This window comes from Streptomyces sp. 11-1-2 (assembly GCF_003595545.1).
Lineage (GTDB): Bacteria > Actinomycetota > Actinomycetes > Streptomycetales > Streptomycetaceae > Streptomyces > Streptomyces hygroscopicus_B.
Map to the genome: position 1 here is coordinate 9,937,775 of NZ_CP022545.1, position 14,310 is coordinate 9,952,084.

At 72.5% G+C, this 14,310-nt stretch carries 11 protein-coding genes; 8 read left to right on the forward strand and 3 right to left on the reverse strand.

Translation table 11 applies throughout. The features are described from left to right. Positions 1-5 precede the first annotated feature (5 nt). Complete coding sequence (gene ccrA / locus CGL27_RS42675) at positions 6-1,349, forward strand: crotonyl-CoA carboxylase/reductase (RefSeq protein WP_119992893.1); 1,344 nt, start codon at positions 6-8, stop codon at positions 1,347-1,349. A 24-nt stretch (positions 1,350-1,373) separates the two neighbouring features. Here ccrA and CGL27_RS42680 read toward each other — a convergent pair whose 3' ends face one another. Continuing rightward, positions 1,374-4,205 carry a peroxidase family protein gene (locus tag CGL27_RS42680; protein WP_119992895.1) on the reverse strand — a complete coding sequence of 944 codons (2,832 nt, stop codon included), beginning with the start codon at positions 4,203-4,205 and terminating at the stop codon, positions 1,374-1,376. Between the two features lie 159 nt (positions 4,206-4,364). Here CGL27_RS42680 and CGL27_RS42685 point away from each other — a divergent pair, with 159 nt between their 5' ends. The 6 genes from CGL27_RS42685 to CGL27_RS42710 all read left to right on the forward strand — a co-directional run bounded on the left by CGL27_RS42685 (position 4,365) and on the right by CGL27_RS42710 (position 12,462). Beyond that, entirely contained in the window at positions 4,365-5,231 is an 867-nt protein-coding gene (locus CGL27_RS42685) for a DNA-formamidopyrimidine glycosylase family protein (protein ID WP_119992897.1), read from the forward strand. A gap of 241 nt (positions 5,232-5,472) precedes the next feature. Further along, entirely contained in the window at positions 5,473-6,684 is a 1,212-nt protein-coding gene (locus CGL27_RS42690; RefSeq protein ID WP_119992899.1) for an NAD(P)/FAD-dependent oxidoreductase, read from the forward strand. 140 nt (positions 6,685-6,824) lie between these two features. Then, a complete protein-coding gene (locus CGL27_RS42695) occupies positions 6,825-8,144 on the forward strand; it encodes an NAD(P)/FAD-dependent oxidoreductase (RefSeq protein ID WP_078639052.1) in 1,320 nt (439 codons plus the stop codon). A gap of 27 nt (positions 8,145-8,171) precedes the next feature. After that, complete coding sequence (locus CGL27_RS42700; protein WP_119992901.1) at positions 8,172-10,010, forward strand: transketolase; 1,839 nt, start codon at positions 8,172-8,174, stop codon at positions 10,008-10,010. A 64-nt stretch (positions 10,011-10,074) separates the two neighbouring features. Beyond that, positions 10,075-11,163 (forward strand): NAD-dependent epimerase/dehydratase family protein, encoded by a 1,089-nt coding sequence (locus CGL27_RS42705; RefSeq protein WP_119992903.1) that lies wholly within the window; start codon positions 10,075-10,077, stop codon positions 11,161-11,163. Positions 11,164-11,394: 231 nt separating this feature from the next. Continuing rightward, on the forward strand, positions 11,395-12,462 hold the full coding sequence (locus tag CGL27_RS42710; RefSeq protein ID WP_119992905.1) for a phosphatidylinositol-specific phospholipase C domain-containing protein: 1,068 nt from the start codon (positions 11,395-11,397) through the stop codon (positions 12,460-12,462). Positions 12,463-12,511: 49 nt separating this feature from the next. Here the strand turns inward: CGL27_RS42710 and CGL27_RS42715 are convergent, their stop codons facing one another. Together CGL27_RS42715 and CGL27_RS42720 are read right to left on the reverse strand one after the other, a co-directional pair. Then, positions 12,512-12,724, reverse strand: coding sequence for a dodecin (locus CGL27_RS42715; protein ID WP_078639048.1), 213 nt, complete (start codon positions 12,722-12,724; stop codon positions 12,512-12,514). Between the two features lie 84 nt (positions 12,725-12,808). Beyond that, the gene (locus CGL27_RS42720) at positions 12,809-13,270 is read right to left on the reverse strand and encodes a universal stress protein (RefSeq protein ID WP_078639047.1); all 462 of its coding nucleotides are present in this window, start codon (positions 13,268-13,270) and stop codon (positions 12,809-12,811) included. Between the two features lie 106 nt (positions 13,271-13,376). Here CGL27_RS42720 and CGL27_RS42725 point away from each other — a divergent pair, with 106 nt between their 5' ends. Then, positions 13,377-14,228: a metallophosphoesterase gene (locus CGL27_RS42725; protein WP_078639046.1), complete on the forward strand. Its 852-nt coding sequence runs from the start codon at positions 13,377-13,379 to the stop codon at positions 14,226-14,228. Positions 14,229-14,310 lie beyond the last annotated feature (82 nt).

Here is a 14,310-nt window from a genome sequence, read left to right on the forward strand (position 1 = left end):
ATGTCATGCAGGACATCATCAGCGCCGTGCTGGCAGAAGATGCGGTGGCCGCGGATTTCGCCGCCTTGAACGTGCCCGAGTCCTATCGGGGCGCGGTGATCCTCAAAGAGGAATCCGGGATGTTCGAGGGCATGGCCACCAAGGACAAGGACCCTCAGAAGTCGCTCCACATCCGTGAGGTGCCCACGCCCGAACCGGGCCCGGGCGAGGCGGTGATCGCGGTCATGGCCAGCGCGATCAACTACAACACCGTGTGGAGCGCCATCTTCGAGCCGCTGCCGACCTTCGGTTTCCTGGAGCGGTACGCACGGACCGACGACCCCGGAGCGGCCCGCCACGACCAGCCCTACCACGTCCTCGGCTCCGATCTGGCCGGTGTGGTGCTGCGCACCGGGCCGGGGGTGCGCCACTGGAAGCCCGGCGACCGGGTGGTGGCCCACTGCCTGTCCATCGAACTGCGCTCACCGGACGGCCACGACGACAGCATGCTCGACCCCGAGCAGCGCATCTGGGGCTTCGAGACCAACTTCGGCGGGCTCGCCGAGCTCTCGCTGGTCAAGGCCAACCAGCTGATGCCGATGCCCGCCCACCTCACCTGGGAGGAGGCCGCGTCCTCCGGCCTGGTCAACTCCACGGCGTACCGGCAGCTCGTCTCCCGCAACGGCGCCCAGATGAAACAGGGCGATGTGACCCTCATCTGGGGCGCGGCCGGTGGCCTCGGCTCGTACGCCACCCAACTGGCCGTCAACGGCGGGTCCATCCCGGTGTGCGTGGTCTCCGGGCAGCGCAAGGCCGAACTCGTCCGCTCCATGGGGGCCGAGCTGGTCATCGACCGGGCCGCGGAGGGCTATCGGTTCTGGAAGGACGCGACCACGCCCGACCCCAAGGAGTGGAAGCGCTTCGGCGCCCGGATCCGCGAACTGACCGGCGGCGACGATCCGGACATCGTCCTGGAGCACCCCGGCCGGGAGACCTTCGGCGCCAGTGTGTACGTGGCGCGGCGCGGCGGAACGATCGTCACCTGCGCCTCGACGTCCGGCTACCGCCATGAGTACGACAACCGCTATCTGTGGATGGCGCTCAAGCGGATCATCGGCACCCACTTCGCCAACTACCGTGAGGCATGGGCGGCCAACCGGCTGATCGAGAAGGGGATGGTGCACCCCACGCTCTCCAAGGTCTATCCGCTCGCCGCGGTCGGCACGGCCACCCAGGACGTCCACCGCAACCGCCACTCCGGGAAGGTCGGCGTCCTGTGCATGGCCCCGGAGGAGGGCCTGGGGGTGCGCGATCCGGAGCTGCGCGAGCGCCATCTGCCGTCCATCAACCGCTTCCGCAGCCAGGACTGAACCTGAACCGGTCCACGGCCGCGGTCAGGACAGCGACGGCACCACCGGCCGCCAGGGCGCGAACGGACTCGCCCCGCGGGGCAGCACTCCGGCCAGCTCCGGGCAGTGCCGCAGGACCACCGAGGTCATGCTGGACTTCTCCACCCAGTCCAGCCCCAGCGGCGTGTACACCTCGGGCCGGAAATCCACGGTCAGAAGGCGATCGTCCTGAATCCGCCGGGTGGCCATGAGCAGCAGGACATGGCACGCCGTCTCGCTGAAGCCGGCCCCCTCGGGCCGGTTCTCCGCGAACAGCCCGACCATGGTGTCGATCTCATTGACCGAGGCGTAGACCTCCTCGAGCCGCGCGACCGTGTCCGGGTCGGGGGACAGCTCCTCGAAGGAGCGGATCCGCGCTCTGCCCAGCCGGGCCCGGAAGTCGTTGTACCGCGGTACGCCCCGCCGCCGGGCCCGCATCAGATCCGCCACCGGCAGATCGAGGAGCTCGCCGTCCCGCTCACAACGCCGCAGTGCGCGCGGGTAGTTGCCCAGGGTGATCGCGCCCGGACGGGCGATGCCGAAGGAGTAGAGGGCGTCCGCGAGCCCCGTCTTGCGCATCACCGCCTCGGCCGCCGCGCCCCGAACCTCGTCGAAGCCGAGCGACCGCGACCGCCGCCCGAAGCGGTGGTCGCACAGCTCGACGTCGTCCGGGACCAGCGGATGCGTCCGGTAGACCGTCATGAACTCCTCGGCGAGGGCGAACGGCACCCCGGGATGGTCCGGCACACCGCGGGGGCCGCCCGCCGCCGCGCTCGCCTCGAACAGCCACAGGCCGAGCCGGGACAGCCAATGGGCGGGCGGGCCCTGCCAGTTGGTCTTCGAGCCGAGGTCGATCACCTCGGTGGTGAGGATCGCCGGAATCCACTCCACCGTATGGATCTTGGCGATGAGCGCGGAGACCACCAGCCGGGCCGTGTGACGCACCGACTCCTCGTCCATCGCCGGATGGGTGCGGCGCAGCGCCTCGCACACCGCCTCGTGCTCACGGGCGAAGAGCGTGTGCATCGCGCTGAGCCCCAGCCACCAGGCGCCGGCCGAGCCGATCGGCGGCACTCCGCCCGGGCCCAGCGGCAGATGGCCCTCCTCCAGGCGCGGCCCGGTGCCGCCGTGCACCTGCGAGCCGTCCCACCGGTGGGAGGTGGCGTCGACCCAGTCCGGGGACTGGAAGTGGGTCCAGGCGGCCGCCAGGACATTGAGCGAGGTGGCGGGCCGGAAACGCTCCCGGTGCAGCAGCCGTCCGCTGACCGTGGCGGGGTGGGGCACATGGATCAGTTCGGGCCGGCGGACCGGTGACAGACGACGGCCGACGGCGGCCCCGGCCACGTCTCTTCGCGCCATGCCCGGATCGCCGGCCGGGCCGTCGTACGGGCGCGCCACCCGCGGCCTCTCCCCGGCCGGGGCGGGAGCCGGATCGGGGCGCGGCGGCGCCTCGGGCGGGGCCGCGTCGAGGAGGCCGAGCCGGTGCAGCGTCCGGCCCAGCGCGACCGGGTTGAGCAGCCCCAGCGGGTCCGGCAGCCGATGCCAGGGCGCACAGCGGTTGACCAGGCCGAAGGCCGCGCGCACCGGCAGGCCGAAGGCGGCGCGCACCGGAACGGGCAGCAGTGCGGTGGGACGCGGTTCGCAGGAGGGGCCCGGCTCGGCGGCAGGGCCCGGCCCGGCGGTGGGGCCCGGCCCCGCGGTGGGGAAGCGCAGGCCGAGGCGGTGCGCCGCGGCGACCTCGTACGCGGCCTTGCGCGCCCGGTTGAGATTGCCCAGCGGACGGAACTCCTCGGTGGTGTGCCAGGGGTTGAACGCCAGCAGCTCGACCCGGCGGGCCGCGGCCCGGGCCCGGGCGCTGTCCAGGTCCTGGCACGGCACGGTGAGCACCGCGACCGGGACGACCGGGGCGTCGCCCTCCCGCCACTCCACCGAGCCGTCCTCGACCGGGGTGCGGCGGTCGTCCAGATAGCGCTGCACACACAGCTCGAAGGCGATGTCGCCGGTGGACAGCCGCATCGCCAGCTCACGGTCGAGATACTCGGGGTCGCCGCGGTCGGGCGGGGGAGCGGCGGTGCCGCCGGGCGCCGGACGGAGTTGATACCGCACCGGACCGGCCGGGCCCCACAGGATCGCGCCCCGGCTCCAGAAGGTCTCGCGGGCCAGCGAGCCCACCGTATGGCGGGTGGCGATCCGCACATTGCGGCGCATCCGGTCGGCGGTGGCCCAGCCCACCGCCAGCGGCAGCCGGACGAAGAGCCCGAACGCCTTCTCCACGGTGCTCCCCGCGCCCGCCGTGGCCTTGGCGAAGGCGACGAACTCGTGTACATCGGCGGCATGGGACACCGGGAAGCTGGTGGCCAGCAGATCGTGGGTCTCCTCAGGACCGGCCTGGACCCGCACCGCCATCCGGCGCAGATCGGGTGTGGTGTCGTGCCGCTCGGTGCCGCTCGCGCTGGACAGCCGCACCACGGCCGGGTACTCGGCGCCCGGCCGGGCGTATCCCACGCACAGCTCCGGCGGAAGGTCGTCACGGAACCGCAGCCGGGCGTTCTCCACACCCAGCGCCGCCTTGGCCCGGAAGGGGCGCAGGAGCTGCGGGGCGCCCAGGCCGTCCGCGCCGCCGGGGCGTGCCCGCTGCGTCCGCATCAGCTCGCGGGTCAGCTTCTCGAAGCGCCGCCGCTCGGCCTCGGGGCTGCCGCCCTCGTACGCCTCATAGCCCTCGTACGTCGCGCCTCGCGTCCCGCCCGTCGCCTCGTGCCGTGCCGCCTCGCCGACGCGTGCCGCCGCACCGCCGCGTACTGCCTCGCTTCGTACGGACTGCTGTCCGGTGTCGACCATGAGGAACGCTCCGTACGGGGCAGGCTGGGACGAGAGGGGACAAAAGAGACGGTAAGGGAGCGCCCGCGAGGCCGCAGCCCGGAGCGGTGCGCCGGTGGTAACCGGCCCCCTCCGGGGCGCCCCGGGTGAATCACCTCCGCCCTGCGGCACACTGGTGGCATGCCGGAGCTGCCCGAGGTGGAGGCCCTCACCGCGATCCTGGCCGAGCGCGCCGCCGGCCGGGAGATCGCCCGTGTCCTCCCCGTCGCGGTGAGCGTCCTGAAGACCTACGACCCGCCGCCGAGCGCGCTCGAAGGCCACACCATCACGGCGGCGGCCCGCCACGGCAAGTTCCTCGACCTGGCCACCGACGGCCCCCATCTGGTCGTCCACCTCGCCAAGGCGGGCTGGCTGCGCTGGCGGGACGGACTCCCCGAGGCCCCGCCCCGCCCCGGCAAGGGCCCGCTCGCGCTGCGGCTGCTCCTGGCCGGTCCGGAGCGCTCCGGGTTCGACCTCACCGAGGCCGGGACGCGCAAGGGGCTCGCGGTGTACGTGGTCCGCGACCCGCGGGAGGTCCCCGGGATCGCCCGGCTGGGCCCGGACCCGCTCGACGACTCCTTCACCCTGGAGGCGTTCGCCGGGCTGCTGCGCGGCGTACGCCACCGGATCAAGGGGGTGCTGCGCGACCAGAGCGTCATCGCCGGGATCGGCAACGCCTACTCCGACGAGATCCTGCACGCCGCCCGGATGTCGCCCTACCGGCTCGCCTCGGACCTCACCGAAGAGGAGATCGCCTGGGTGTACGAGGCGATGGGCGCCACGCTGCGCTCCGCCGTCGAGCGCTCCCGCGGTCTGGCCGCCACCGACCTCAAGGGGGAGAAGCGCGGCGGCATGCGGGTGCACGGCCGCACCGGGCAGCCGTGCCCGGTGTGCGGGGACACCGTCCGCGAGGTGTCCTTCCGCGACTCCTCGCTGCAGTACTGCCCCACCTGCCAGACCGGCGGCAAGCCGCTCGCCGACCGGCGGCTGTCCCGGCTGCTCAAGTAAGCGGGACCGCTGACGTGGCGGAGCCGCTGATGTGGCGGATCCGCTCAAGTAGCGGGGCGGCTCAGGTAGCGGGGCGGCTCAGGTAGCGGGCCGCTCACGTGGCGGGTTGCCGGAGCTGTCCCAAATGCCGCCCGCCGCAGGGCAGTTGAACTGCCGGTCTTGACCCGGGGGGCTCCGGTCCGCCATATGGTGCTGTCGCAACCCCATGACACGACCACCCCACGCCACGTCACGGAGCACCATGACCACAGCCCTGATCATCGGTGGCGGCATCGCCGGCACGGTGACCGCGATGGCCCTGCGGAAAGCCGGGATCGACGCGGTCGTCTACGAGACGTACCCCACGGACGCCACCGACGCGGGTGCGTTCCTCGTCGTCGCCGCCAACGGCCTGGAGGCATTGCGCACCATCGACGCCCATGAACCGGTGCTGGAGAACTCCTTCCCGGTCGGCCGCGTCGAGTTCATCAGCAACACCGGCAAGCGGCTCGGCAACCGGCCCATGTCCGGATCGCAGGACGGTGGCCTCGGCTCCGTCACCCTCAAACGCGCCACCCTCGCCCGGGTGCTGCGCGAGGAGGCGGTGCGCCGCGGAGTGCGCATCGAGCACGGCAAGCGGCTGCTGGCCGCACACACCAGCCCCGACGGCCGGATCGTCGGCTCCTTCGCCGACGGCGGGCGCGCCGTGGGCGATGTGCTGATCGGCGCCGACGGCATCCACTCGCTCGTCCGCAGGTCCATCGACGCGGCCGCGCCCCGGCCCCGCTACACCGGACAGCACACCGTCTGCGGCTACACCCGTGACGCCGAGACGCCCCCGGACCCGGACGCCTACACCATGATCTTCGGCAAGCAGGCGTTCTTCGGCTGCACCACCGCCCCGGACGGCGAGGTGTGGTGGTTCTGCAACGCTCCCGCCGAGGAGATGTCCAAGGGTGAGCTCGCCGCCATCACCGCCGAGGAGTGGCGGGAGCGGCTGCTGAAGCTCTTCGCCGAGGACAACACCCCCGCCGCCGACCTGGTCCGCGCCACCAGCGACGCCATCGTGGCCACCGCCGCCTACGACATCGTCTCCACCCCCACCTGGTCCGAGGAGGCCATGGTCATCGTCGGCGATGCCGCACACGCCTGCGCGCCCAACGCCGCCCAGGGCGCGTCGATGGCCATCGAGGACGGTGTCGTGCTCGCCAAATGCCTGCGCGATCTGCGCTCGCCCCAGTCGGCCTTCGCCGCGTACGAGGCGCTGCGCCGGGAGCGGGTCGAGAAGGTCGCCGCGGGCAGCGCGGGCATGGCCCGCCGCACGGCGCCGGGACCCGTGGCGCGGGCCCTGCGCGATGCCACCATGCCGCGCAAGCTGGACCGGGCCGGCAACGGCGCCCCCGACTGGCTGACCGGCTACCGCATCGACTGGGACGAGCCGGTCGACGCGCAGACGGCCCGCCGGCGCCGCTGACCCACCGCGGCCCCGCCCCCGGACCGTACCGGGACCCTCCGGAACGCGGTCCCGGGGGCGGGGCCGCGTGGGCCCGACGTTTGGTCCGGACTCTCACGGGCACTTGGTGCTCCCTGGCCCCGTATGCCCGGGAGATTCGTGTGAGCCCAGTACGCATAGTGATCGTCGGTGCCGGTTTCGCCGGTTATCAGGCCGCCCGTGACCTCTCCCGCACTCTGCGGGGCGCCGCGGACATCGTCCTGATCAACCCCAATGACTACTTCCTGTATCTGCCGCTGTTGCCCGAAGTGGCGGCCGGGGTCCTGGAGCCCCGCCGGATCTCGGTCTCTCTCACCGGCACCCTGCCGCATGTCCGGCTGGTGCTGGGCGAGGTTCACGGCGTGGACCTGGACGCCCGCCGGATCTCCTGGCGGGACCCGGACGGACGGACCGCCGAGATGGCGTACGACCGCCTCATCCTCTCCGTGGGCAGCGTCAACAAGCTGCTGCCGATTCCCGGTGTGGCCGAGCACGCCCATGGCTTCCGCGGCATGCCGGAGGCGCTCTACCTGCGCGACCACGTCACCCGGCAGATCGAGATGTCCGGCACCAGTGAGGACCCGCGGGAGCGGGCCGCCCGCCGCACCTTCGTGGTGGTCGGCGCCGGCTACACCGGCACCGAGGTGGCCGCCCACGGGGTGCTCTTCACCGACTCGCTCGCGCGCGAGAACACCACGCTGCGCGACGCGCCGCGGCCCCGCTGGCTGCTGGTCGACATCGCGCCCCGGGTGCTGCCGGAGCTGGACAAGAAGCTGTCCCGCACGGCCGACCGGGTGCTGCGCAAACGGGGCGTGGAGATCCGCACCCGTACCACGGTCAAGGAGGCCACCTCGGAGGGCGTTCGGCTGGACGACGGCGAGTTCATCGACACCCGGTCGCTGATCTGGTGTGTCGGGGTGCGCCCCGACCCGCTGGTGGAGCAGCTCGGGCTGCCGACCGAACGCGGCCGGCTGAGGGTCGACCAGTATCTGGCCGTGCCCGGCCATCCGGAGGTGCTGGCCTGCGGGGACGCCGCCGCGGTACCCGATCTGACCCGGCCGGGCCAGTTCACCCCGATGACCGCACAGCACGCCCACCGGCAGGGAAAGGTCGCGGCCCACAACGTCCTGGCCTCCCTCGGGCGCGGCGACCCCAAACCGTACAAACACCATGACCTCGGGTTCACCGTCGACCTCGGCGGGGTGCAGGCCGCCGCGGACCCGCTGCACATACCGCTGTCCGGGCCGATCGCGAACGCGGTCACCCGCGGCTATCACCTGATGGCGATGCCGGGGAACCGGGTCCGGGTCGCCGCCGACTGGCTGCTCGACGCGGTGCTGCCACGTCAGGCGGTGCAGCTCGGGGTGATCCCGCCGTGGGCGGTGCCGCTGGACACCGAATCGCCCGAGGTCGCGCAGACGGTACGGGCGGGTCGCGGCTGACCGTCGGCGAAACCTGGAAGGAGAACAATGCGACACGAACAACTCAGCGAGCTCGGCCAGCAGCTCCGTGTGGACTCGGTGCGCGCCGCCGATGCCGCCGGGTCCGGCCATCCCACGTCGTCGATGTCGGCGGCGGACCTGATGGCCGTCCTGATGGGAAACCATCTGCGCTATGACTTCGAGCAGCCCGAGCGTCCGGGCAATGACCACCTGATCTTCTCCAAGGGCCATGCCTCCCCGCTGCTCTACTCGGTCTACAAGGCGGCCGGGGCCCTCCGCGACGAGGAGTTCATCACCTTCCGCAAGCGTGGCAGCAGGCTGGAGGGCCACCCCACCCCGCGGCTGCCGTGGGTGGACGTGGCCACCGGATCGCTCGGGCAGGGCCTGCCCTACGGCGTGGGCATGGCGCTGAGCGGCAAGCGGCTCGACCACCTGCCGTACCGCGTCTGGGTGCTGTGCGGCGACAGCGAGATGGCCGAGGGTTCGATGTGGGAGGCGTTCGAGCACGCGGGCTATGAGCGGCTGGACAACCTCACCGCCATCATCGATGTGAACCGGCTCGGCCAGCGCGGCCCCACCCGCCATGAATGGGACCTGGACGCCTACGCGCGGCGCATCCGCGCCTTCGACTGGCACACCATCGAGATCGACGGCCATGACATCGAGGCCATCGACCGCGCCTACGCCGAGGCGCTGTCCACGGTCGGCCGCCCCACCGCCATCATCGCCCGCACCATGAAGGGCCGCGGCGTCGCCTCGGTGGAGAACCGCGAGGGCATGCACGGCAAGCCGCTGAAGAACCCGGAGGAGGCCATCGCCGAACTCGGCGGCGTACGCAACCTGGCCGTGCCGGTGCTCGGCCCGCCCTCGGTCTCTCCCACCCGGCCCTTCGCCGAGGGCCCGCTGGTCCTGCCGCGCTACAACACCGGCGACTCGGTCCCCACCCGTGACGCGTTCGGCGAGGCGGTGGCCGCCGTCGGCACCGCCCGCGGCGATGTGGTGGCGCTCGACGGCGAGGTGGGCGACTCCACCCGCCTGGAGTACTTCCACAAGGAACACCCCGAGCGGTACTTCGAGTTCTTCATCGCCGAGCAGCAACTGGTGGCCGCCGCCGTCGGCATGCAGGCCCGCGGCTGGAACCCGTACGTCTCCACCTTCGCGGCCTTCTTCACCCGCGCCTACGACTTCATCCGGATGGCCGCCATCAGCGACGCGGACCTCAACCTCATCGGCTCCCACGCCGGGGTGGCCATCGGTGAGGACGGCCCCTCGCAGATGGGCGTGGAGGACCTGGCGGCCATGCGGGCGGTGCACGGCAGCACGGTGCTCTACCCATGCGACGCCAACCAGACCGCCCAGCTGACCGCGGCCATGGCCGCGGAGTCCGGCATCCGCTATCTGCGCACCACCCGCGGCGGAACGCCGGTCATCTACCCGCCCACCGAGAGCTTCCCCATCGGCGGCTCCAAGGTCGTCCGCGCCACCGACGACGACCAGGTCACCCTCATCGGCGCGGGGGTCACCCTGCACGAGGCCATCGAGGCCGCCGACCGGCTCGCCCAGGAGGGCATCCCCGCCCGCGTCATCGACCTGTACTCGGTCAAGCCGGTGGACGCCGAGACGCTGCGCACCGCCGCCGAGGTGACGGGCCGGCTGATCACCGTGGAGGACCACCACCCCGAGGGCGGACTGGGCGACGCGGTGCTCGGGGCGTTCGGCGACGGCCGCCCGGCGCCCCGGACGATCCGGCTCGCACTGCGCACGATGCCGGGCTCCTCGACCCCCGACGAGCAACTGAGCGACGCGGGGATCGACGCGGACGCGATCGTCGCGGCCGCGCGCGAGCTGGTCGGCCGGGCCGGCTGAGGAGGCGGACGGCCGAGGACCCCGGGACGGCCGAGGACACGACGCGGCCGGAAGGAGCGGACACATGGGCATCAAGCAGGGCATGCGCGTGGTGGTGGTCGGAGCCACCGGTAACGCCGGTACGAGCGTCGTCCGTGCGCTCGGCGAGGCCCCGGACATCGAGTCGATCGTGGGCGTCGCCCGCCGGGTGCCCAACTGGTCGCCGCCGAAGACCACCTGGGTACGGGCGGACATCGGCCGGGACGCCGGTGCCCAGGCCGATCTCGTACGGCACTTCGAGGGCGCCGACGCGGTCGTCCACCTCGCCTGGCTGATCCAGCCCAGCCACCGGCCCGCCGTCACCTGGGACACCAATGTCCTCGGCAGCATCCGCGTGTTCGAGGCGGTGGCGCGGGCCGAGGTGCCGGTGCTGGTGTACGCCTCCTCGGTGGGCGCCTACTCACCCGGCCCCGAGGACGGCCGCCCGGTGGACGAGTCCTGGCCCACCCACGGCTGGCCGGAGGCCGCGTACTGCCGTGAGAAGGCGTATGTGGAGCGGGTGCTCGACACCTTCGAACGGGAGCATCCGCAGATCCGGGTGGTGCGGATGCGGCCGGGCTTCCTCTTCAAGGAGGAGGCGGCGGCCGAGCAGCGCCGGCTGTTCATGGGGCCGTTCCTGCCCCGGCGGCTGATCCGCGCCGGCTTCCTGCCCGCGGTCTTCGACCTGCCCGGGCTGCGCCTCCAGGTCCTGCACACCGACGACGCCGCCGAGGCGTACCGCCTGGCGCTCGGTCGGCAGGTGCGCGGCGCCTTCAACCTCGCGGCCGAACCGCCGGTCGACGGCGAGACCCTGGCCGGCCTCCTCGACGCACGGACGGTGCGGATCCCGCGCGTCGCCGCCCGCTCGGCCATGGCCACGGCCTGGCATCTGCGTCTGCTGCCTCCCTCGCCCCAGCTCTTCGACGCGGCCCTGCGGCTCCCGCTGATGGACACCACCCGTGCCCAGGAGGAACTGGGCTGGCGGCCCCGGCACACCGCCGTCGAGACGCTCCGGGAGTTCCTCACCGGGCTGCGGCGCGGCACCGGTATGGATCAGACCGCCCCGCTGGCCGCCAAGCTGCCCGGCGGACGGCCGCGCGAGGCCGCGACGACCGGTGTGGGGGAGCGACCCTGACCCCGAGCCCCTTACCCCGCCGATCCCCTGACCCCGAAAAGGGCCCCGGCCGGGGCGTCGGCCGGGTGGGGAACGGCCCCCAGCCGTGTGAGACGCGGCACATGAGACGGGCTCAGCGGCAGCACCGCCGCGGGGCCCGTCCCGCTGTGACCCATAGCCCCTCGTAACCCGTGACGCGACTCCCGTACGCTTCTGCCCAGTTGGTCGGGTTGTCGACGAGGGTGGGGACACATGGGCAGGGTGGGGAATCCGGCGCGCGGTCATGCCCGGCGCACGGGGACGGTGGCGGTCGCCGCGGCGGCCGCCGCACTGTGTCTGACGGCACCGGCGGAGGCCCGGCCCGCCGCCGCGGACGATCCGTCCTATTCCGCCACCACTTCGGTAGGGGTGCACAACGCGTACGAAAAGGGCAAGTATCCGTACTTCGCCGACGCGCTGGACTCCGGCGCCTCGCTCCTGGAACTCGATGTGTGGACCAATGCGTTCGGCGCCGGCTGGCGGGTCTCGCACGGCAATCCGCTCGGCAACGACAACAACTGCGAGAACGCCGCCGGCCCCGACGAGCTGCGCACCAAGCCCCGTGACCAGAGCCTGACCGGCTGCCTCGCCGACATGCGGGCCTGGCACCAGGCCCATCCGGGCCACCGTCCCGTCTTCATCAAGGTCGAGATGAAGGACGGCTTCTACGGCAAGAGCGGACGCGGCCCGGGCGACCTCGATGCCCTCCTCAGCGCCACCCTGGGCGACGCGCTGCTGCGCCCGGCGGATGTGGTGGGCGGCCACGCCAACCTCGACGAGGCGGTGCGGGCGGACGGCTGGCCGTCCCGCTCCGCGCTCGCGGGCAAGTTCGTCGTCGAGCTGATCCCGGGCACCGTCGAGGAGAACAACCCGCTGGACTCGCTGTGGACCGACCGTGAGTACGCCACCCATCTGCGGGACCTGTCCGCCGCCGGGAAGCTCGGTCAGGCCGCAGCCTTCCCCGCCGTCCACGGCGCCGCCTCGGGCGACCCGCGCACCCGCTACACCGACGCCACCCTCCGGCCGTGGTTCGTGGTCTTCGACGGGGACGCGTCGACGTATGTCACCAGCGGTGTGGACACCGCCTGGTACGACGACCGCCACTACCTGCTGATCATGACGGACGCGCACAACGTGGCGCCCGCGATCGACGGCACCAGCCCCACCGAGGACCAGGCGCGCACGCGGGTGTCCGAACTCGCCGCCCGGCACGCCAGCTTCGCGACCGCCGACTGGTATCCGCTGCCGTCCGTGCTCTCCACCGTCGTGCCCCGTGGCTGAGCACGCGACCGCCGAGGCCGTGCCCGCTGTGCCGCGGGCCCGGCCGGGGTCAGTCGGGGTCCTCGAGCCGGAATCCGACCTTCAGCCCCACCTGGTAGTGCGCGATCCGGCCGTCCTCGATATGCCCGCGCACTTGACCGACCTCGAACCAGTCAAGATTGCGCAACGTCTTGGAGGCACGGCCGATGGCGGTGCGGATCGCGTCGTCGACGCTCTCGGTGGACGAGCCGACGATCTCGCTCACCCGGTAGGTGTGGGCCATGGCAGTCTCCCCGGTCCCTGGGGTGGTCCGTTCGTTTCTCCCACCGTGCCTCACCGCGCCGGGCTCCGCGAGCCGGCAGGGGCCCTACGGCACCACCGTGACCGGCCAGCGGCCCGCCTTGACCAGCCGTACGGCCACCGAGCCGATGAAGCGGTGCCCGGCCTGCTCGGACGCGCCCACCACCACGGCGTCGGCCTTCAGCTCATCGGCCGCCTGGGCCAGGCCGTTGTACGGATCGCCCCGGAAGGTGTGGAACTCCCAGCGCACGTCGAAGACCCCGCGCAGCCGCTCGGTGGCCTCCCGCATCTCCGTCATCAGCTCCTCGGCCACCTCGCCCGTGGTGTCGGCCACCGAGGCACCCAGCGCCGCCCCGGCGGCCAGCACCGGCTGGATATAGACCACGACGAGCAGCGCCTTCTGGCGTCTGGCCAGTCCGGCGGCGTAGGCCGTGGCACGCCAGGAAGATTCGGAACCGTCCAGTCCGGCGACGATGACCTTGGGTCCGTCGGTTCCCCGTTCAAAAGACGGAGGGAGTTTGTCCACCACATCTGCGAGGCTAGCGCCAGGGACGGTCCGGTGATCACCCGGCCCGTCCCGCGGCGCGTGAGCACCGCGACCGCGTCATGACCGCCACCGTACGACAGGAGAGACAATGGGTGGCACCCACGGGGGCGAACTCCTCGCAATCAGCGACCTGCATGTGGCCTATTCGGAGAACCGGGCGATCGTGGAGCGGCTGCGGCCCGGCTCCGACGACGACTGGCTGATCGTCGCGGGGGACGTCGGCGAGGTCTTCTCCGAGATCGAGGAGGTCCTCGGCCTGCTGAGCGAGCGCTTCGCCAAAGTCATCTGGTCACCGGGAAACCACGAGCTGTGGACCCATCCCAAGGACCCCTTGGAAGTCCGGGGGGTGGCGCGCTACGAGGCGCTGGTGGAGATGTGCCGGGCCAAGGGCATCGTCACCCCCGAGGACCCCTACCCCCTCTGGGAAGGCATCGGCGGACCGCTGGTCATCGCCCCGCTGTTCCTGCTCTACGACTACACCTTCCGCCTCGACGGCATGGCCACCAAGGAGGCCGCGCTGGCTCACGCCCATGAGGTGGGCGTGGTCTGCACCGACGAGCACTTCCTGCACCCCGACCCGTACCCCACCCGCGACGCGTGGTGCCGGGCCCGGGTGGCCGAGACCGAGGCCCGGCTGTCGGCCGTCGACCCGGGGCTGCGGACCGTGCTCATCAACCACTGGCCGATGACCCGGCTGCCCACCCGGGTGCTGCGCTACCCCGACTTCGCGCTGTGGTGCGGCACCGAGCTGACCGCCGACTGGCATGTGCGGTTCCGGGCCGAGACCGTCGTCTACGGCCATCTGCACATCCCCCGGACCACGGTGGAGGACGGGGTGAAGTTCCAGGAGGTCTCGGTCGGATACCCCCGGGAGTGGAAGGCCCACGGCCGGCTGCCGGAGGATCCGCTGCGCCGGATCCTCCCGGTGCCGGTGCCGTAGGGGCCGCACGGCGTCCGACGGGCTCACGGTCTCCGGCGGGCCCGGGGCGTCCGGTGGGGTCGCGGGGTCCGGTGGGCCCACG